The organism is Streptomyces sp. a15, from assembly GCF_059026085.1.
Genome location: NZ_JBWLKM010000039.1, coordinates 30,245 through 50,492 on the forward strand (window position 1 = coordinate 30,245; position 20,248 = coordinate 50,492).

The 20,248-nt window shown below is 71.1% G+C and carries 13 protein-coding genes and 1 tRNA gene; 2 read left to right on the forward strand and 12 right to left on the reverse strand.

Translation table 11 applies throughout. The annotated features are described in order from the left end of the window. Positions 1-117 precede the first annotated feature (117 nt). Together AC5P09_RS31270 and AC5P09_RS31275 are read left to right on the forward strand one after the other, a co-directional pair. Positions 118-357: a hypothetical protein gene (locus AC5P09_RS31270; RefSeq protein WP_493877100.1), complete on the forward strand. Its 240-nt coding sequence runs from the start codon at positions 118-120 to the stop codon at positions 355-357. A 7-nt stretch (positions 358-364) separates the two neighbouring features. Then, positions 365-1,120: a hypothetical protein gene (locus AC5P09_RS31275; protein WP_493877101.1), complete on the forward strand. Its 756-nt coding sequence runs from the start codon at positions 365-367 to the stop codon at positions 1,118-1,120. 161 nt (positions 1,121-1,281) lie between these two features. On the opposite strand, the gene AC5P09_RS31280 is transcribed toward AC5P09_RS31275, so the two are convergent. The 12 genes from AC5P09_RS31280 to bldG form a co-directional block, all read right to left on the reverse strand. Then, positions 1,282-1,355, reverse strand: a tRNA-Thr gene (locus AC5P09_RS31280). A gap of 108 nt (positions 1,356-1,463) precedes the next feature. Next, on the reverse strand, positions 1,464-3,095 hold the full coding sequence (locus tag AC5P09_RS31285; RefSeq protein WP_493877102.1) for an alpha/beta hydrolase: 1,632 nt from the start codon (positions 3,093-3,095) through the stop codon (positions 1,464-1,466). Positions 3,096-3,221: 126 nt separating this feature from the next. Further along, positions 3,222-4,427, reverse strand: coding sequence for a DNA polymerase III subunit delta' (locus tag AC5P09_RS31290; RefSeq protein ID WP_493877103.1), 1,206 nt, complete (start codon positions 4,425-4,427; stop codon positions 3,222-3,224). Between the two features lie 192 nt (positions 4,428-4,619). Continuing rightward, positions 4,620-7,901: a dTMP kinase gene (gene tmk / locus AC5P09_RS31295; RefSeq protein ID WP_493877104.1), complete on the reverse strand. Its 3,282-nt coding sequence runs from the start codon at positions 7,899-7,901 to the stop codon at positions 4,620-4,622. Positions 7,902-8,025: 124 nt separating this feature from the next. Continuing rightward, positions 8,026-10,860 (reverse strand): type I DNA topoisomerase, encoded by a 2,835-nt coding sequence (gene topA / locus AC5P09_RS31300; RefSeq protein ID WP_493877105.1) that lies wholly within the window; start codon positions 10,858-10,860, stop codon positions 8,026-8,028. Positions 10,861-11,116: 256 nt separating this feature from the next. After that, entirely contained in the window at positions 11,117-11,314 is a 198-nt protein-coding gene (locus AC5P09_RS31305; RefSeq protein WP_493877106.1) for a hypothetical protein, read from the reverse strand. 142 nt (positions 11,315-11,456) lie between these two features. Further along, positions 11,457-14,126: a serine/threonine-protein kinase gene (locus tag AC5P09_RS31310; protein WP_493877107.1), complete on the reverse strand. Its 2,670-nt coding sequence runs from the start codon at positions 14,124-14,126 to the stop codon at positions 11,457-11,459. Between the two features lie 186 nt (positions 14,127-14,312). Then, complete coding sequence (locus tag AC5P09_RS31315) at positions 14,313-15,830, reverse strand: DUF7059 domain-containing protein (protein WP_493877108.1); 1,518 nt, start codon at positions 15,828-15,830, stop codon at positions 14,313-14,315. A 38-nt stretch (positions 15,831-15,868) separates the two neighbouring features. Continuing rightward, positions 15,869-16,471, reverse strand: a complete 603-nt coding sequence (locus tag AC5P09_RS31320) for a small secreted protein (protein WP_307676374.1) — start codon at positions 16,469-16,471, stop codon at positions 15,869-15,871. A gap of 196 nt (positions 16,472-16,667) precedes the next feature. Further along, a complete protein-coding gene (locus AC5P09_RS31325) occupies positions 16,668-19,070 on the reverse strand; it encodes a sodium-translocating pyrophosphatase (protein ID WP_493877109.1) in 2,403 nt (800 codons plus the stop codon). 260 nt (positions 19,071-19,330) lie between these two features. Further along, positions 19,331-19,768, reverse strand: coding sequence for an ATP-binding protein (locus AC5P09_RS31330; protein WP_493877110.1), 438 nt, complete (start codon positions 19,766-19,768; stop codon positions 19,331-19,333). Between the two features lie 116 nt (positions 19,769-19,884). Beyond that, positions 19,885-20,226, reverse strand: a complete 342-nt coding sequence (bldG, locus tag AC5P09_RS31335; RefSeq protein WP_024885807.1) for an anti-sigma factor antagonist BldG — start codon at positions 20,224-20,226, stop codon at positions 19,885-19,887. Positions 20,227-20,248 lie beyond the last annotated feature (22 nt).

A 20,248-nucleotide genomic window follows, 5' to 3' on the forward strand; every position in this document is an offset into this window, starting at 1 on the left:
ACATAGGAAACGCGCTACGGAGTAATGAGTATCGGAGTACCCTGGGGTACCGGAGGTGGATCGAACATGACTGCGCATGCTGCGGAATCAAAGCCACGGAGAGCGGCTCCGCTGAAGGTGGATCTCGAGACAGACCAACTCATCACCCAGGGAGCACATTTCCTGGGGGTGACGAAGAAGGATCTGGTGGCGGACGCGGTGCGCATGTACATAGAGCATCGGCGCGAGGAGATCCGACAGGGCATGGCCGAGTCGATGCGGGTCCTGGACGGCACTACCAAGGCGCGCGTCGCGCTGCTGACAGGGATCTCCGCCGAGGACATCGACCGGCTCGGCGGGATCGACGAGGAGAGGTAGCGCCGCGGTGGACCGAACCCGCCCGACCCTGCGCTGCCTGACGGAGGATCTGCGCTTACCCGTTCCCCCGATCACGGCACCGCTCGACGAAGTCGATCACCCCGCACTGAACAAGGCGCACGAACAGTTCGACGGCAACAGTGAGCCGCAGCATGAGCGCATCCGCGCAATCGACGACCAGGTCCTCTTCAAGGTCAAAGTGCAACGATGGCGAGGCGCTGTCTGGCGGTCCGAACCGTGTCCATGGCTGGTGGCCGCCGGCATGCGCGAGGACGGCTCGGCCGATGATTTCTACGCGGCCCTGGCCACTGACGCGAAGGCCGCCCGCAGCGCCTACAACGCCCAGCACTCCCGTCCGCTGACCACGCAGACATACGTCGGCGGTCTGCTCCCGGATCGGGATGACCACCTGCGCTACCGGTTGGAGGAGGGCACCCGGTTCGTACGCCGCCTGGAGAGCGTGATCCCCCAGCTCGCCCGCGACTCACTCCTCGACGGCGCAGAGCACACCGTCGCGTACGACACCTTCACCCTGGGCGTCCAGATCCGCGCCCAGGAAGGGCACGAGGCGTACGTCGCGGTACGAATCACCGGCTCCGTCCCCGGCGACCTCGTCCGCATCGTGCTGGACATCGTCCCCGGCTGCGAGCGCGAGGGCTGGTTCCCCGAATCACGCCTCCCCGACCGGGACCTGCTCCCCGCCGAACAGGCATGGTCAAACCTGATGGACCCGGCCGAGGCCGGGAAGCTCCTCTCGGGCTGAGCGGGGATCGCGTACTGCCTGACACCGCATCAGTTCAGTGTCCCAACACTGTCCCAACACGCTCACGCAGAGGGGCCCTCCGTGATCACCCACGGAGGGCCCTGCGTCATCCAGGCAAGCAAAAACCCCAGGTCAGACGTGTCTGTCCCGGGGTTTGAAAGAGCCGCCTTCGGGATTCGAACCCGAGACCTACGCATTACGAGTGCGTTGCTCTGGCCATCTGAGCTAAGGCGGCACGCCGTCCGCACCATGGTGCGATCAGCAACGTGGGAAAGTCTACACAGTTTCCGGGGGTGCTCCGTACGGGCCCCGGGGGCGGGGTCCCCGGGGCCCGTCGCAGGGGCTATGAACAGCGCTTTCCGTCCACCGGAGGGGTGCCGCGGAGCAGGTACGCGTTGATCGTGGAGTCGATGCACGCGCTGCCGCGGCCGTAGGCGGTGTGGCCGTCGCCCTCGTAGGTGAGGAGGCGGGCGGAGGAGAGCTGGGCGGACAGAGCCCGGGCCCAGCGGTAGGGGGTGGCCGGGTCGCGGGTGGTGCCGACCACGACGATCGGGGCCGCGCCCTTCGCCTCGATGCGGTGCGGCTCGCCCGTCGCGCCCACCGGCCAGTACGCGCAGTTCAGGGAGGCCCAGGCGAGGCCCTCGCCGAAGACGGGGGACGCCTTCTCGAAGGCGGGGAGGTCGTTTCGTACCTCGTCCGGGGTGTCGAAGGCGGCCGGGAGGTCGAGGCAGTTCACGGCGGCGTTGGCGAACATCAGGTTCGCGTAGCGGCCGTCGGCGTCCCGCTCGTAGTAGCTGTCGGAGAGGACCAGCAGACCCGCGCCGTCGTTCTCCTTCATCGCCGAGGTCAGCGCCTCGCGCAGCTGCGCCCAGGCTCCCTCGTCGTACATCGCCGCGATCACGCCGGTGGTGGCGAGGGATTCGCCGAGCGTACGGCCGTCCGCGTCGCCGGTGGGGATCGGGCGGGCGTCGAGCTTCTCGAAGAATGCCTTGAGGTTGCGGCCGACCTGGGCGGGCGTCGTGCTCTTGCCGCCCAGCGGGCAGTCCGGCTGCTGCACGCAGTCCTTCGCGAACGACTGGAACGCCGTCTCGAAGCCCGCCGTCTGGTCGAGGTTCATCCGGCGCGCGGGCAGCGAGGGGTCCATCGCGCCGTCCAGGACGAGGCGGCCGGCCCGCTCCGGGAAGAGGCCCGCGTACGTCGCCCCGAGGAACGTCCCGTACGACGCCCCCACGTAGTTCAGCTTCGGGTCGCCCAGCGCCGCCCGCACGATGTCCATGTCCCGGGCCGCCTCGACCGTGGACACATGGCGCAGCAGCCGAGGCGAGTCGGCGCCGCAGCCTTCCGCGAACTCCTTGTACGCGTCGACGAGTTCGGTGGTCTCCCGCTCGTCGTCGGGCGTCATGTCCGCCTGCGTGTACGCGTCCATGTCCCGCCCGTCGAGGCATTCGACGGGCTCGCTGCGGGCGACGCCACGTGGGTCGACCGCCACCATGTCGTAGCGGGCGCGGACCTCGGCCGGGTAGCCGATCCCGGCGTACGCCTGGAGGTAGCCGATCGCCGAGCCGCCCGGCCCGCCCGGGTTCACCAGCAGCGACCCGAGACGCTTGCCCGGACCCGTGGCCTTCTTGCGCGCCACGGCGAGCCGGACGTCGCCGTCGGCCGGCTTCGCGTAGTCGAGCGGCGCCTTCAGCGTGGCGCACTCGAAGCCGGGGACGCCGCAGCTGCGCCAGTTCGCCTTCTGTCCGTAGTACGACGCGAGGGCGGCCGGCGTGGCCTCCGGCAACGCGACAAGCGCCGCCTGAGCCGCCGCGCTGCCGGAGCTCGTCGTACTCCCGGAGGAGCAGGCTGAGACGAGCAGCGCGGCGGCGGCGAGGAGAACACCGCTGGTGCGGGCTCTGCGTGTTCGGGAGCACTGGACGGGCGGATCGGTCTGGCCTGCCGTGGTGAGGGGGCGGAAGCTGCGCCTGATGTACATCAACCGAGCGTAACTCTGCGCAGCTACTTGAATGCCCTCCGTGCATGCCATGGCTCGTACGAGTGACATGGTCAACTTGTCCCCGCCCGTCCCCCTCCGCTCCCCTGCCCTCCCCTCAGCTCAGCCTCAGCCCGCTCTCAGCGCCATCGTCATCGCTTCCACCGCGAGTAGCGGAGCCACATTGCGGTCGAGGGCCTCGCGGCACGCGGCGATCGCCTCGATGCGGCGGAGCGTGGACTCCGGGGAGCCGGCGCGGGCGAGTCGCTCCAGGGCCTCCTCCGCGTCGGCGTTGGAGATCGCCACGCGGGAGCCGAGCTGGAGGGCCAGGACGTCGCGGTAGAAGCCGGTGAGGTCGGTCAGGGCGAGGTCGAGGCTGTCGCGCTGCGTACGCGTGCGGCGTCGCTTCTGCTTGTCCTCCAGGTCCTTCATCACGCCCGCGGTGCCACGCGGCATCCGGCCGCTCTGGGAGGCGCCCATCGCTGTCTTGAGTTCGTCGGTCTCCTTGCCGTCCATGTCCTCGGCGAGCTGCTTGGCGTCGTCCGCTGCCGCGTCGACCAGTTCCTGGGCGGCCTTGAGACAGGCGCCGACGTCGTCGACCCGCAGCGGCAGCTTCAGCACGGCTGCCCGGCGCGCGCGAGCAGCGGGGTCGGTGGCGAGGCGGCGGGCCCGCTCGACGTGCCCCTGCGTGGCGCGCGCGGCGGCCATCGCGGCGGCCGGTTCGACGCCCTCCCGGCGTACGAGCATGTCGGCGACGGCGTCGACCGCCGGCGTCGAGAGGTTCAGGTGACGGCAGCGGGAGCGGATGGTCGGCAGCACGTCCTCGATGGAGGGGGCGCACAGCATCCAGACCGTACGGGGGGCGGGTTCCTCCACGGCCTTGAGGACGGCGTTGGCCGACTTCTCGTTCAGCCGCTCGGTGTCCTCGACGAGGATGACCTGCCAGCGGCCGTTCGCCGGCGAGGTGAACGACTTGCGGACGGTGTCCCGCATGTCGTCGACGAGGATCTGCGACCCGACGGCGGCGACGGTGGAGACGTCGGCATGGGTGCCGATCAGCGCCGTATGGCACCCCTCGCAGAACCCGCAGCCGGGGATCCCGCCGAGTGCGCGGTCCGGGCTGACGCACTGCAGGGCGGCGGCGAAGGCCCGCGCCGCCTGATTCCGCCCGGCACCGGGCGGCCCCGTGAACAGCCAGGCGTGGGTCATCTTCGACGCCTCGGGCGGCGGTGTGTCGGCGGCGGCCGCGGTGACCAGGGCGTCGGCGTCCCGGGCAGCGGCACCGAGCTGCTCGCACACCCTCTCCTGGCCGACCAGGTCGTCCCAGACGGTCATCCCTCACCCCGCCCTTTCGTCACGTTTCGCGTTGCGGCTTCCATTGTGTGGGGTGGCACTGACAACGGCCGGGGCGGACCGTGCCGCCCCGGCCGCGAGCAGACGTACAGCCTGGGGACGTCCGGGCCACGCGGCCTGCGGGCAGTGTGCCGCTGGGTCGGCCCCGACCCAGCGAACTGAACCCCGCCGAACTCAACCCCGCCGGCCGCGCCCGCGCCGCCCCTGCTCCTCGTCGAACTCCTCGTCCCCGCGCGGCCCCAGCAGTTCGTCCGCCAACGTCGGCAGATCGTCCAGCGGCGTCTCCTCGGCCCAGTCCGACCGCCCGCGTCGCCGCGGTGCCCCGGACTCGTCGACCTGCGGCATCTCGCGCGTCCGGTCCTCGGTCCCGTCCGGCTGCGCCCCGGCGCCGGTGGCCCCGGCCGGATCGTCCCGGAAGTACCCCGGCGGAACCCGGTCCCCGGGCGTCTCGTCCCGCACGGGAGGCAGCACGGCCGTCTCGTCCGCCGCACCGGGCGGCAGCACCGCCGTCTCGTCCGCCGCCCCCGCAGGAGCCGGCGGCTGCGGCAGCTCGGCCGTCACCTCGGCGTCCGGCCCTCCGGCGGCCTCCCCGGACGACCGCCCGTCCGTCTGCTCGTCCCGCACGGGACGCAGCACCGTGGTCTCGTCCGTGTCCCTCGGCGCCACCGGGGGAAGCACCGCGGTCTCGTCGTCCGCGGCCCCCGGCGCCACCGACGGCAGTACGGCCGTCTCGTCCACCGGTCCGCCCGACGCGTTCGTCGGCGTCACCACGGGCGTCGGCACGGTCGCCGCGTCCGCCGCGGGGCCGGAAGCCGGCCGATTTCCCGGCGCCCTGGGCCCCGCCTGGGCCGCGGCCGCCGCCTGCTCGGCCAGCCGCCGGGCCTCCTCGGCGCGCAGCAGCGCCTCCTCGGCCTTCCGCTGCTTCTCCAGGCGCCGCGCCTCGGCCTCAGCACGCAGTCGCGCCTCCTCCTCGGCCTGCTTGCGGCGCCGGTCCTCCGCGGCCTTGCGGCGGGCCTCTTCCTCGGCGCGTACCTTCTCCTCGGCGAGGAGCCGCGCCCGCTCCTCCTCGGCACGGCGGCGCGCTTCCTCGGCCCGCACCCGGGCCTCCTCCGCCTGCCGTTCGGCCTCGCGCCGCTGCGCCTCCTCCAGCTCGCGCCGCTTGCGCTCCTCCTCCTCGGCGCGCAGCCGTTCGAGCTGCTCCTGGCGCTCGCGCTCCAGGCGCTCCTCCTCGGCCTTGCGGGCGGCCTCTTCCTCCGCCTTGCGCCGGGCCTCTTCCTCGGCCTTCCGGCGGGCTTCCTCCTGGGCCTGGATCTCGGCCTCGGACAGCGGCAGCATCTGGTCGAGCCGATGCCGTACGACGGTCGTGACGGCCTCGGGCTCCTGGCCCGCGTCCACGACCAGGTAGCGCCCCGGGTCGGCGGCGGCCAGCGTCAGGAAACCGGACCGCACGCGCGCGTGGAACTCGGCCGGCTCCGACTCGAGCCGGTCGGGTGCCTCGGTGAACCGCTCACGCGCGATCTCCGGAGAGACATCCAGCAGCACCGTCAGGTTGGGCACGAGCCCGTCCGTCGCCCAGCGGTTGATCCGGGCGATCTCGGTCGGGGACAGGTCACGGCCCGCGCCCTGGTAGGCCACCGAGGAGTCGATGTAGCGGTCGGAGACGACCACCGCGCCGCGCTCCAGGGCCGGCCGGACGACCGTGTCGACGTGCTCCGCGCGGTCCGCCGCGTACAGCAGCGCCTCCGCCCGGTGCGACAGCCCGGCGCTGGACACGTCCAGCAGGATCGACCGCAGCCGCTTGCCCACCGGGGTGGCGCCCGGTTCCCGCGTCACCACGACCTCGTGCCCCTTCGCCCTGATCCACTCGGCGAGCGCCTCGGCCTGGGTGGACTTCCCGGCCCCGTCGCCGCCCTCCAGGGCGATGAAGAAACCGGTGCCGGCGGGTGCCGTCACGGGGTCGTCGCCGCCGAGCAGCGCGTCCCGCAGGTCGTGCCGCAGGGGCACGCCGGAGCGGTCGTCGACCTTGGCCAGCACCAGTGCGGCCACCGGCAGCAGCAGCGCGCCGATCAGCATCAGGGTGAAGGCCGCGCCGCCGTGCGCGAACACGAACTTGCCGTTCTCCAGACGGTGCGGGCCGATCGCCGCCGCCACCAGGGGCGCCACCAGCGCGCCCAGGGCCACGGAGACCCGTACGACCGCGTGCAGATGCTCGGTGGTCCGCGCCCGGCGGTACTCCTCGGCCTCCAGGTCGAGCAGCGTGTGCCCGGTGTTGGCGGCCACGCCCGCGCCGACGCCGGCCAGCGCGAGGATCAGCACCACGCTGGTGACGTCCGGGACGAGCCCGGCGGCCAGCAGCGCGACGCCGGTGAAGGCGAGCGCCAGTGCCAGCAGGCGGCGCCGCGACAGCGTCGGCAGCAGCGAAGGCGCCGTACGGATGCCGACGACCACGCCACCGGTCAGGGCGCTCACCAGCAGCCCGTACATCACCGGGCCGCCGCCCAGGTCCTTGGCGTGCAGCACGGACACGGCGACCGCGGCCGCCACCGCCCCGGCGATCGCCGCGCAGGCGAGCACCAGCAGCGGGATCGCGCCGGTACGGCCCTTGTCGACGCCGGTGCCCGTCTTGGGCCGGCGCAGCCCCTCCAGCGGCGACCGCGCGCGCGGGGTGCGTGTGCCGGGCAGCTCCAGGAAGGTCAGCACGGACAGGGACGCGGCGAACAGTCCGGCCGCGACATACGAGGCCAGGGCCGCCTGGTGCTGGGCGAACCAGGCGATTCCCGAGCCGAGCAGGTTGTTGAGCAGACCCGCGACGACGAGCACGGCGGCCGCGAGCGGGATCGCCACGAAGGTCGTACGCAGCGTCAGGCGGCGCAGGGCGTCCATGTGGTCCGGCAGCGGTCGCACCGTCGCCCCCTCCGGGGGTGGGGCGGGCAGCAGTGCGGGCGCCGCGCTCTCGCGGCACACCGTCCAGAAGCGCTCGGCGACACCGGTCACGAAGGCGGTGACCAACAGGACGGCCAGCGCGTCCTCGGGTGTCCAGTCGATCCACAGGGGCGCCACGATGAGCATCGCGGCCCGCAGCCCGTCCGCGCCGACCATCGTCCAGCGGCGGTCCAGCAGGCCGTCCTGGGAGGTGAGCGCGGTCAGCGGGCCGAGGAGAACGGCCCCGAAGAGTAGCGTCGCGAGGATGCGCACCCCGAAAACGGTCGCCACTGCGAACGCCACGCCCCGGTAGCCGCCGCCGAACGAGCCCTCGGCGATCGCCGCTTGGAGGGCGAGGACGACCAGTACCAGAAGCGCGAGGGTGTCACCGACTCCGCCCACGAGTTGTGCGCTCCACAGCCGTTTCAGCTGTGGTCGGCGCAGCAGGGCGCGGACGGCGCGCTCGCGGGAGTCCGCGACCAGGGCGTCGTCGGGGGCCGGGTGAGGGGCCGTTGGCTGCTCCGCTGGGGTCATGCTTTCAGCCTATCGGGACCCACCGACAGGCCGGGGCGCGCGTCCGAACGTGCGCACGCCCCGACACCAAAGTGATGCCGGGGCGTTCGTTTTGCGAACCCTCAGTGCAGAAATACGGTGACCGTCACTCGTCGGCGGCCGTCTTCGAAGCCGTCGCCCTCTTCGCGGTGGTCTTCTTGGCGGTCGTCTTCTTCGCAGCGGTGGTCGTCTTGGCGGCGGTCTTCTTGGCCGCCGTCGCCTTCTTGGCCGGAGCCTTTTTGGCCGGAGCCTTCTTGGCGGGCGCCTTCTTCGCCGTCTTCTTGGCGGGCGTCTTGGCCCGCTTCTCGGCGAGCAGCTCGAAGCCGCGCTCCGGGGTGATCTCCTCGACGCTGTCGCCGGAGCGCAGGGTCGCGTTGGTCTCCCCGTCGGTGACGTACGGCCCGAAGCGGCCGTCCTTGACGACGACCGGCTTCCCGCTGACCGGGTCGTCGCCCAGTTCCTTCAGCGGCGGCTTGGCGGCGGCCCGGCCACGCTGCTTGGGCTGGGAGTAGATCTCCAGCGCCTCTTCGAGGGTGATCGTGAAGAGCTGGTCCTCGGTCTGCAGCGAGCGCGAGTCCGTGCCCTTCTTCAGGTACGGCCCGTAGCGGCCGTTCTGCGCGGTGATCTCCACGCCTTCGGCGTCCTTGCCGACGACGCGCGGCAGCGACATCAGCTTGAGGGCGTCCGCCAGCGTCACCGTGTCGAGCGACATCGACTTGAACAGCGAGGCCGTACGCGGCTTGACGGCGTTCTTGCCGGTCTTCGGGGTGCCCTCGGGGAGCACCTCGGTGACGTACGGGCCGTAGCGGCCGTCCCTGGCGATGATCTGACGGCCCGTCTCCGGGTCGGCACCGAGCTCGAAGTCGCCGCTCGGCTTGGCGAGCAGTTCCTCCGCGAACTCGACGGACAGCTCGTCCGGGGCCAGGTCCTCGGGCACGTCCGCCCGCTGGTGGTTCTCGGAGTCCTTCTCGCCGCGCTCCACGTAGGGGCCGTAGCGCCCGACCCGCAGCACGATGCCGTCGCCCACCGGGAACGACGACACCTCACGTGCGTCGATGGCGCCCAGGTCGGTCACCAGCTCCTTGAGGCCGCCGAGGTGGTCCCCGTCGCCGTTGCCGGCGTCCGCGGCACCGCCGCCGCCCGCGCCCTCGCCGAAGTAGAAGCGCCTGAGCCACGGCACGGCCTGCGCCTCACCGCGGGCGATGCGGTCGAGGTCGTCCTCCATCCTGGCGGTGAAGTCGTAGTCGACGAGCCGCCCGAAGTGCTTCTCCAGGAGGTTGACCACGGCGAAGGACAGGAAGGACGGCACGAGGGCCGTGCCCTTCTTGAAGACATAGCCGCGGTCGAGGATCGTGCCGATGATCGACGCGTACGTCGACGGGCGGCCGATCTCGCGCTCCTCGAGCTCCTTGACCAGGCTGGCCTCGGTGTAGCGGGCCGGGGGCTTGGTGGCGTGCCCGTCGACCGTGATCTCCTCGGCGCGCAGCGCGTCGCCCTCGCTGACCTGGGGCAGCCGGCGCTCGCGGTCGTCCAGCTCGGCGTTCGGGTCGTCGGCACCTTCGACGTACGCCTTCAGGAAGCCGTGGAAGGTGATCGTCTTGCCGGACGCGCTGAACTCGACGTCCCGGCCGTCGGCGGCGGCGCCACCGATCTTCACGGTGACGGAGTTGCCGGTGGCGTCCTTCATCTGGGAGGCGACGGTCCGCTTCCAGATCAGCTCGTACAGCCTGAACTGGTCGCCGGTCAGTCCGGTCTCGGCGGGGGTGCGGAAACGATCGCCCGAGGGGCGGATCGCCTCGTGCGCCTCCTGCGCGTTCTTGACCTTTCCGGCGTACGTCCGCGGCTGGGCCGGGAGGTAGTCGGCGCCGTACAGCTGGGTGACCTGGGCGCGGGCGGCGTTGATCGCCGTGTCCGACAGGGTCGTGGAGTCCGTACGCATGTAGGTGATGAAGCCGTTCTCGTACAGCTTCTGGGCCACCTGCATGGTCGACTTCGCGCCGAAGCCGAGCTTGCGCGAGGCCTCCTGCTGGAGCGTCGTCGTACGGAACGGGGCGTACGGCGAGCGGCGGTACGGCTTCGACTCGACGGACCGCACCGAGAACTGGGTGTTCTCCAGGGCGGCGGCCAGCGCGCGGGCGTTGGCCTCGTCGAGGTGGAGGGTGTTCGCGCTCTTGATCTGTCCCAGGGAGTCGAAGTCGCGGCCCTGCGCGACCCGCCTGCCGTCGACGGTCTGGAGGCGGGCGACCAGCGACGACGGGTCCGACGCGTCTCCCGCGCGGCCGGTCGCGAAGGTGCCCGTCAGGTCCCAGTACTCAGCAGAACGAAACGCGATGCGCTCGCGTTCCCGCTCCACCACGAGCCGGGTGGCGACCGACTGGACACGGCCGGCCGACAGGCGCGGCATGACCTTCTTCCACAGGACCGGCGAGACCTCGTAGCCGTAGAGACGGTCGAGGATGCGGCGGGTCTCCTGGGCGTCGACCAGCTTCTGGTTCAGCTCGCGCGGGTTGGCGACGGCGGCCTGGATCGCGGCCTTGGTGATCTCGTGGAAGACCATCCGCTTGACCGGGACCTTGGGCTTGAGAACCTCCTGGAGGTGCCAGGCGATCGCCTCGCCCTCGCGGTCCTCATCGGTGGCGAGGTAGAGCTCGTCGGAGTCCTTCAGCAGGTCCTTGAGCTTCTTGACCTGGGCCTTCTTGTCGGCGTTGACGACGTAGATGGGCTGGAAGTCGTGGTCGACGTCCACGCCGAGGCGGCGGACCTCGCCGGTGTACTTCTCGGGCACCTCCGCGGCGCCGCTGGGGAGGTCGCGGATGTGCCCGACGCTCGCCTCGACAACGTATCCGGGGCCGAGATAGCCCTTGATCGTCTTCGCCTTGGCAGGCGACTCGACGATGACGAGTCGGCGGCCGCCCTTCGCGGTCTCGCTGGTCGGGGACAACTTCGCTCTTCTCTCCGGTCGACGCTGGGGCCTCCCCAGGCCTTGCTCCCGGGGTCGGGTCATGGTGACGCTGCGGAGTGTGACGGTACATCCCGCCCCCGTGTCAAACGGGAAAAGCCCGCAACGGCCACTCGAACGGTAACCCGACTCCCGCCATTCCTGCCGCCCGGAGTGCCCACCGGCCTTTTCTCGCCTATCCGGAGGGTGACCTCCCAATTATCGGGGCCTCGGCCTTCAGGCAGCTCTCGCGCGGTTCTTACACGCGCGTGAAGCACCACATGCCAAGGGCCAGCGCGATCAGCGCGACGAGGCTCGCGACGGTCGCCGATGCGACAGGACTCACACCGAGGGCGACCGGTTCCCGGTGCCGTACGCGGGCTGCGGTCCACGCCAGCAGCCCACTTCCGAAGAGGGCGAACACCACTCCCGAGAAGATCGCCGGTCCGCTCTCCATGGCTCCCCTTGCCCCTTTTCTCCCGAGCCCGTGTGCCCAGCCCGTGGAGGCTGACACGCATGGGCGGCGGACAGGCGAACCCCAGGTGAACGCGGGACCGACGCGGCTGTGGACTCCTCCGCTCCGCGCCTGCCGGCCGGCCTCAGACCGCGCCGGGCGCGGGTATCTTTCCGGTCGTCTTCTTGTTGTCGGCCCGGCTCACCGTGCACACGACCTTGTTGAAGCCCTCTTCCCAGTCGTCCTGGTCGGCCACCCAGCCGTAGACGGTCCGATCCTGCCCCGGTGCCCAGGTCGACTCGAACTTGTTGCCGCACAGCTTGGTCGCGTTGTCGGTGCCCTTCTTGTACGTCATCCCGGTCGGGGCCTGGACGCTGCCGATGACCTGGTCGGTGTGGGGTTTGGCGCAGTCGGTGAGCGGGGCGTTGTAACTGTCCTCCTGTTCCTCGTAGACCCAGCAGTCGCCGACGCTCATCTGACCGACCCACAAGTCGGTGCCCGCGTCGCGGAAACGGCCGACCTCACCGCCTATCGCGGCATGGCGGCCGAGTACGAGACACGCCGTACCGCCAGCCGCCGCGGTGAAGCCCTCCTCCGTCGGTACGACGGCGTAGCCGGCCGCGTCCGGCAGCGCGTCGACGAGCGTCCGGGTCTGGTTCTCGCAGCGTTTCGCGCCCTGCGCGCGGGCGTCTGCGTGGTCGGCGGCGGTGTCGATCGCGACGACCTGCCCGTCCGGCCAGTCCTCGGCGCAGTCCACCAGCCCCAGGTTGGGCTCCGACTTGAACGGCGTCCCCGACCACACCGCCTGCACACAGTCCCCGGGCTCCAGCGGTTCTCCGAGCCCGACGACATCGCCGTACGGCAGCACGGGTCCCGCCGGCGGCGCCGAGGCCGACCCCTGCGATCCGCTCGCACTGGGCGAGGCCGACCGCTTCGTCGCGGCGTCCTTCTTGCCGTCGTCGCCCCCGGTCACCAGAACGACCCCCCACGCGCCACCGGCGATGACGAGCACGGCGGCCACGACAAGGGCGACGAGAGCGATCCGCTTCTTCGCGGGGGACGGCGGGGGCGGAGCCTGCCCACCGGGAACGCCGGGCCCACCCGGGCCGCCGTAACCGCCGTATCCGGGCTGCGCGGGGACGCCACCGGGGTACGCCGACTGCGTGGCGCTGCCTCCGTACGAGGCCTGGGAGCCGCTGCCGTACGGCGATTGGGCACTGCCACCGTACGGCCGCTGGGCACCGCCGCTCGCGTACGGCGAACCGGACGCCCGCGCATAAGGGTTGCCGGCCTCCGGAGGCTGAGCCGTGGGCTGCCGCCACGGGTCGTACGCCGACGGGCCGGGCGTTCCGCCGGGTGTCGCGGGGCCGCCGGATTCTGGACCGCCGGATCCCGCCCCGCCACCGCTCAGGCCTCCCGAGCCAGGACCGCCCGAGCCGACACCGCCGAAGCCAGGACCGCCGGATCCCGGAGTGGCCGGGCCCCCGGCCCCGGGGCCCGCGAGAGCGCCCGCACCGGCGGTGCCCGCCTGGGTGTGCGGCGTCTGCGGCGTGTTCGGCGTCGGTGGCGCACCCGGCGGCTGCGGACTCCCCTGCGCCGGTCCGCCGCCCCACCCGCCCGGCGGCGTGCTCGCCACGTACCCGGGCGGCGGGCCGTCCACCGCCCCGGCGCCCGGCGAAGCGCCTTGGCCCCCTGGCGAAGCACCTTGGCCTCCCGATGCCCCGCCATGGCCCCGCGGCATCGCGTCATGACCCTCCAGGGCCGCACCCTGGCCCTCCGGCGACCACCCCGCCCCCGCCGGTGTCGCGCCGAACCCCTCGGGGGGCGGCCCGAAGCCTCCCGGCGGCGCGGCGAAGCCCGCCGCCGCGACCGGCGCCGCACCCCAACCAGGTGGCGCCCCAGGCCCCGCGCCCCCTTGCACCACCCGCTCCAGTCCCCGCGCGACCGTCTCCGGCGAGAACCTGCGCACCGGATCCTTGACGAGCAAACCCAGCAGAACCGGGGTCAGTTCGCCCGCCCGCACCGGCGGGGTCGGGTCCTCGCCGAGCAGCGCCGTGAGGGTCGCGTAGTCGCCGTGGCGGTCGAAGGGGCCGCGGCCCTCGACGGCGGCGTACAGCGTGGCGCCCAGGGAGAACATGTCGGCGGCCGGCGTGGGCGGTTCACCGCGGGCCCGCTCCGGGGCGAGATAGCCGGGTGTCCCGAGGATGCCGACCGCGGCGGTGAGCCGCGGCTCCTGGGACTCGGGCTGGAGGGCGATGCCGTAGTCGGTGAGCAGCACGCGCGCGTACGGGTCGCCCGAAGAGTCCGGGGCCAGAAGGATGTTGGCCGGTTTCACGTCCCGGTGGAGGATGCCGATGCGATGACCCGCGGTGAGCGCGTCGAGGACGGCGAGTCCGACGCGCGCCGCCTGTGCGGGCTCGAGCGGTCCCGAACGCCGTACGACCGCCTGGAGGTCGATCGCGTCCGGGACGTACTCCATGACGATCCACGGCAGCCCCTCGTGCACCACCACGTCGTGCACCGTCGCCACGTGCGGGTGTCCGCGCAGCCGGGCCGCGTGCCGGGCCTCGCTGCGGGCCCGCGCGACGCTCCCCCACTCTCGGCTTCGCTCGAGCGGGGGGACCCCCATCACGGGCTCGGTCGAGTCCATCGGCACGTCCGGAAGCGCGATCTCCTTCATCGCGACTTCGCAGGCCAACTCCTCGTCGTACGCGAGCCACACGCGGCCCATGCCGCCCGCCCCGAGCGCCCGCAGCAGCCGGTACCGCCCGTTGATGACCCTTCCTTCGCCCTGATCCGGCGTCTCCCCCGCCATCACGCCTCCCCCGAGACTGCGCGCCTCCCCCGAGAACGCGCGAAGTTTGTCCCTCGAAGGTAGCTTCGCACCCACCACTGACAGGAGCCCTTTTCCGGAGCAATCCCGCCAGACCGGACCCACGCGACTCAAGAGGGCACGCATGCCTCAGACGTGACGACGTGTAGAGGGACCGGCCCTCTGGGATCAGGCCGGGTCGAGGAATCCCTGCTCCACCAACAGCCGGATCTGGGCGGGCGTACGGTCGCGCAGCAACACCGGATCCTCGCCGACCAGTTGGGCGATCGCGTCCAGGATGCGGCCCGCGCTCAGCGAGCCGTCGCAGACGCCCGCGAAGCCCGCGCCGACCGTGTCCACCTTCGTGGCCCGCCGCATCCCGCGGTTCTGGCGCAGCACGACGTGCTCCGGGTCCTCGGCACCGGGCAGCCCGACCTGTTCCTGGACGATCTCGGCGCCGAGCTTGAAGTGCCCTGCGAGCAGGGCCGCGTCGTCGTGCGCCCGCAGGTAGTCGAGGCGCTCGAAGTGCGCCCGGACCGTGTCGCCGAGCGGCTGTTCGACCGGGTGCGGCCACTCCTCCGCGGTCACCGAGGGCACCGCGGCATCCGTCCTGCGCAGCGTGATCCAGCCGAAGCCGACGGCCTTGACCTTGCGCGCCTCGAACTCGTCCAGCCACGCGTCGTACCGCGCCTGGTACTCGGCCACGTCACCCCGGTGGTCGCCGGCGTCCCTGAGCCACAGCTCGGCGTACTGCGTGACGTCCTGTACCTCGCGCTGCACGATCCACGCGTCGCACCCGCGTGGCACCCACGACCTGAGCCTGTCCTGCCAGTCCTCCCCCTCCACGTGCTGCCAGTTGGCGAGGAACTGCGCGAACCCGCCCTCGCTCAGCCGCTCCCCCGCCTGCTGAACGAGCGTGCGGCACAGATCGTCCCCGCCCATCCCGCCGTCGCGGTACGTCAGCCGGGCGCCCGGCGAGATCACGAACGGCGGGTTCGACACGATCAGGTCGTACGTCTCGTCGTCCCGGATGGGCTCGAACAGCGAGCCCTCGCGCCGGTCGGCGGCGGGCGCGCCGGACAGCGCCAGCGTGAGCGCGGTGATGTGCAGGGCGCGCGGGTTGAGGTCGGTGGCCGTCACGCGCATGGCGTGCCGCGCGGCGTGCAGCGCCTGGATCCCGGAGCCGGTACCGAGGTCGAGGGCCGCGGAGACGGGCGTACGGACGGTGATGCCGGCCAGCGTCGTGGACGCGCCGCCCACCCCGAGCACGACACCCTCGTCCCGGCTGCCGATGCCACCGGCGCCGCCGACCGCGCACCCGAGGTCGGACACGATGAACCAGTCCTCGCCATCGGGCCCGCCGTACGGCCGTACGTCCACGGCCGCGGCCACCTGGTCCCCGTCGACGCGAAGCAGCCACCCGCTCTCCAGGCAGGCGTCCACGGGCAGAACGTCCTCCACGCGCGCGTGCGGCACGGGCTGCTGCAAGAGGAACAGCCGTACGAGCGTCTCCAGCGGCGTGTCTCCGCGTGTCGCCCGGAGTGCAGGCACGATCTCGCTCCGGGCGAGCGCCGCGTACGCGGGCGCACTGAGCAGCTCGAGCAACCCGTCGGCGGTGAAGGAGGCCCCGAGCAGGGCGTCCCGGAGCCGGGAGATGGCGTCGGGGCGGTCGACGGAGGGCAGGGAGTGCAGGCTGGCGTTACTCACGCCCCCATTGTGACCCTCGTCCGGCCGCCGAGGGCGACTCAGCTGTCGGTGGCCGAGGCCGACGCGGTTGCCTGCTTGCAGCCCTCCTGGCCGAGCAGTGCCTGCTTGGTGTCGCCGCTCGCTTCCAGCTTCTTCAGCGCGTCGAGCGCGCTCTTGCGCTGGCTCACCACGTCCTTCATCTCGTCCGAGACCTCGCTCAGCCCGGACGCGAACTTCCCCTGGTCCTTCGTGTTCAGCCCGTCCATCTGCTTCTTCAGGTCGGCGTAGGTCGCGGACAGGGCGGTGAGCTTCTTGATGGCATCCTTCTGGTTCTTAGCGCCGTCGTCGACACCCGGAGGCGCTCCGGCGTCCTCCAGGAGAGTCGCGCGTGCCTTGAAGCCCTCGGAGAGGTCCTGGAAGGCCTGGGCGTCGACCTTCTGGAGCTCCTTGGGCGGGCTGTCCTTGGCCGCCTTCGTGATCGCGGCGTCGGCCGCCGCGATCTTCGCGTTCTGCGCCGGCGCCGCGTCGCAGATCCGCTTGGCCCAGGCGTCCAGCTCCTTGTTGCCTTCGTCGCTGCTGCATCCCGTCAGCGCCAGTACCAGTACCGCACCGCCGGACAGTGCGGCCGTGAGCTTCTTGTTCACCGGATTGGTCCCTTCCATGGCTCTCGGCCCCGGAACATACACGGCATGCGGGCGTCAGCCGTGTGACAGATGACCATTTCGTAACACTTTGAAGCCTTATACGCCTTGAGAGAGAAGGCTCACGATGACGGCGTGAACGCACCGGGGCGGGCGGTCGGCGCGACATCGCGCGCCTCCCGCCCGCCCCGGTGAGCTGGGCCCCTGGCAAGCCCCGCTACGAAACCACGGCAGGATCAACCGACTTGGGCTCCTCGGCGTTGTCTTCGTCACCCACGGCGATCCCGCGCCGCTTGGAGACGTAGACCGCGCCCGCGATCACCAGGAACGCCAGGACCGCGATCGCGATCCGTACGCCGAGGTTCTCGTCGTCGCCGTAACTGAACTTGATGACCGCGGGCGCGATGAGCAGCGCCACCAGGTTCATCACCTTCAGCAGGGGGTTGATCGCCGGGCCGGCGGTGTCCTTGAAGGGGTCGCCGACCGTGTCGCCGATCACCGTCGCGGCGTGGGCCTCGCTGCCCTTGCCGCCGTGGTGGCCGTCCTCGACGAGCTTCTTGGCGTTGTCCCACGCGCCACCGGAGTTGGCGAGGAACACCGCCATCAGCGTGCCCGTCCCGATGGCACCGGCGAGGAACGAGCCGAGGGCACCGACACCGAGCGTGAACCCGATGAAGACGGGCGCCAACACGGCGAGCAGTCCGGGCGTGGCGAGCTCGCGCAGGGCATCCCTGGTGCAGATGTCGACGACCTTGCCGTACTCCGGTTTCTCGCTGTAGTCCATGATCCCGGGATGCTCGCGGAACTGCCGCCGCACCTCGTACACCACGGAACCCGCCGACCGCGACACGGCGTTGATCGCGAGCCCCGAGAAGAGGAAGACGACCGCCGCGCCCGCGATGAGACCGACGAGGTTGTTGGGCTGGGAGATGTCCATCATCAGGGTCATCGGCGCGCCTTCACCGGAGAGTTTCTCCCCGACGTCCTGCGCGCCCGTGATGATCGCGTCACGGTACGACCCGAAGAGCGCCGACGCCGCCAGGACGGCGGTGGCGATGGCGATGCCCTTGGTGATGGCCTTGGTGGTGTTGCCGACCGCGTCCAGGTTGGTGAGCACCTGGGCGCCCGCGCCCTCGACGTCGCCGGACATCTCGGCGATGCCCTGCGCGTTGTCCGAGACGGGCCCGAAGGTGTCCATCGCGACGATCACGCCGACCGTGGTGAGCAGGCCGGTACCCGCCAGGGCCACCGCGAACAGCGCCAGCATGATCGACGTACCGCCGAGCAGGAACGCCCCGTAGACGCCGAGGCCGATCAGCAGGGCGGTGTAGACGGCCGATTCGAGCCCGACCGAGATGCCGGCGAGGACGACGGTGGCCGGGCCGGTCAGCGAGCTCTTGCCGATGTCCTTGACCGGCCGGCGGTTGGTCTCGGTGAAGTAGCCGGTCAGCTGCTGGATGACGGCGGCGAGCAGGATGCCGATCGCCACCGCGACGAGGGCCAGGATCCGCGGGTCGCCGCCCTTGCCCAGGATCGCCGGGTCGGTGACGCCGTCGAGGTCGGCGTAACTTCCCGGGAGATAGACGAAGACGGCGATCGCCACCAGCACGAGCGAGATCACCGCGGAGATGAAGAAGCCGCGGTTGATCGCGGACATGCCGCTGCGGTCGGAGCGGCGCGGGGCCACGGCGAAGATGCCGATCATCGCCGTGAGGACACCGATCGCGGGGACGAGCAGCGGGAAGGCGAGTCCGGCGTCGCCGAAGGCCGCCGTGCCGAGGATCAGCGCGGCGACCAGCGTCACGGCGTACGACTCGAAGAGGTCGGCCGCCATGCCCGCGCAGTCGCCGACGTTGTCGCCCACGTTGTCGGCGATGGTCGCGGCGTTGCGCGGATCGTCCTCCGGAATGCCCTTCTCGACCTTGCCGACCAGGTCGGCGCCGACGTCGGCGGCCTTGGTGAAGATGCCACCGCCGACACGCATGAACATCGCGATGAGCGCCGCGCCGAGACCGAAGCCCTCAAGGACCTTCGGCGCGTCGGCCGCGTACACCAGCACCACACAGGAGGCGCCCAGCAGACCGAGCCCCACCGTGAACATGCCGACGACGCCGCCCGTGCGGAAAGCGATCTTCATGGCTTTGTGCGAGACAGCGGTGAGATCCTTTTCCGGCTCTCCTTCTGCCGGTGTCGCCTCGCGCGCGGCGGCGGCGACGCGCACATTGCTCCGTACGGCGAGCCACATACCGATATAGCCGGTGGTCGCCGAGAACGCCGCGCCGATCAAGAAGAACGCCGATCGTCCTGCGCGCTGATTCCAGTCGTCCGCGGGCAGCAGCATGAGCAGGAAGAACACGACCACGGCGAATACGCCGAGCGTGCGCAACTGCCGGGCCAGATAGGCGTTCGCGCCCTCCTGGATCGCCGTCGCGATCTTCTTCATGCTGTCGGTGCCCTCGCCCGCCGCGAGTACCTGGCGCACCAGGACACCTGCCACCACGAGGGCGGCCAGGGCCACGATGCCGATGACCGACACCAGGACCCGGTTTCCGTCGGTCAGTACCGCTGCCGCGAGGGCTGTGGAGTGGTCAAGCTGGTCTGGGGAAGAAAGCCCCGCCATTCGTCCTCCTTGACGCTGGGGCTGAGCTCAAGATGTGGACGGATTCTAGAGATCTGTTCCTGATCAAAACAGTATGCGGCAACCGGAATCTGCTGCACCCGGAGTAACGCCTCGAAAGCATTTTCACTCGATCCAATGATCGGAAATTGATCGTGAATTACTTCACGAATTCAAAATGCTCTTGAAAAAACACTGAGGGCCCTGCTCAGCAGGGCCCTCGGAGGTGAAGTGTTACGGGTGTGTCGGCGACGCCGGGGGCGTCAGGGAAGCACGGTGACCGACGTTGTGGTCGGCCACGTCATACGAATCGATCCGCCGTGTTCCCCGGCGGTGACCTCCACGTCGTCGACGAGGCCACTGATGACCGCGAGGCCCATCTCGTCCTCCTCGGTCTCGGCATCCTGCTCCTCGCCGGCGGCACCGGGTGCCCGGTCGCCGGGAGCGTGGCGCGGCGCCTCGTCGCCGACCTCGATGGAGAACTGTTTCTCCTCCTCGGTCAGCACCACCTTCACCGGTGCCGTGATGCCACCGTTCTGGTGCAGTCCGACGGCACGGGTACAGGCCTCGCCCACGGCAAGCCTGACCTCGTCGAGGACGGCCTCGTCCACTCCGGCCCTGCGCGCCACCGCTGCCGCCACCAGTCGGGCGGTCCGGACGTGCTCGGGCAGCGCGCTGAAGCGGAGCTCAACGGTGGCCATGCATCCCCCTCGGAACTACGGGCGCGTGCTGTCGGGGGACCGGGCTGCCGGCGCCCGGACCCCTTGTCAACTTCTGCCGTCCGGGTGCGGACGGGTGCCCGCACCCGGATCGGTGGTCAGTCGGTTGCTGCCACCGCTTCCTCGACCGAGGTATGGATCGGGAACACCTTGGTGAGGCCGGTGATACGGAAAATCTTCAGGATGCGCTCCTGGTTGCAGACCAGGCGCAGCGAGCCCTCATGGGCACGCACCCGCTTCAGTCCGCCGACCAGTACGCCGAGCCCGGTGGAGTCGAGGAAGTCCACGCCCTCCATGTCGACGACAAGGTGGAAACTGCCGTCATTCACCAGCTCGACCAGCTGCTCGCGCAGCTTGGGCGCGGTATATACGTCGATTTCGCCACCGACCCTGACGATCGTGCGATCGCCGATGGTTTCGGTCGACAGAGACAGGTCCACGGATCCTCCAGCACCTTGCTAT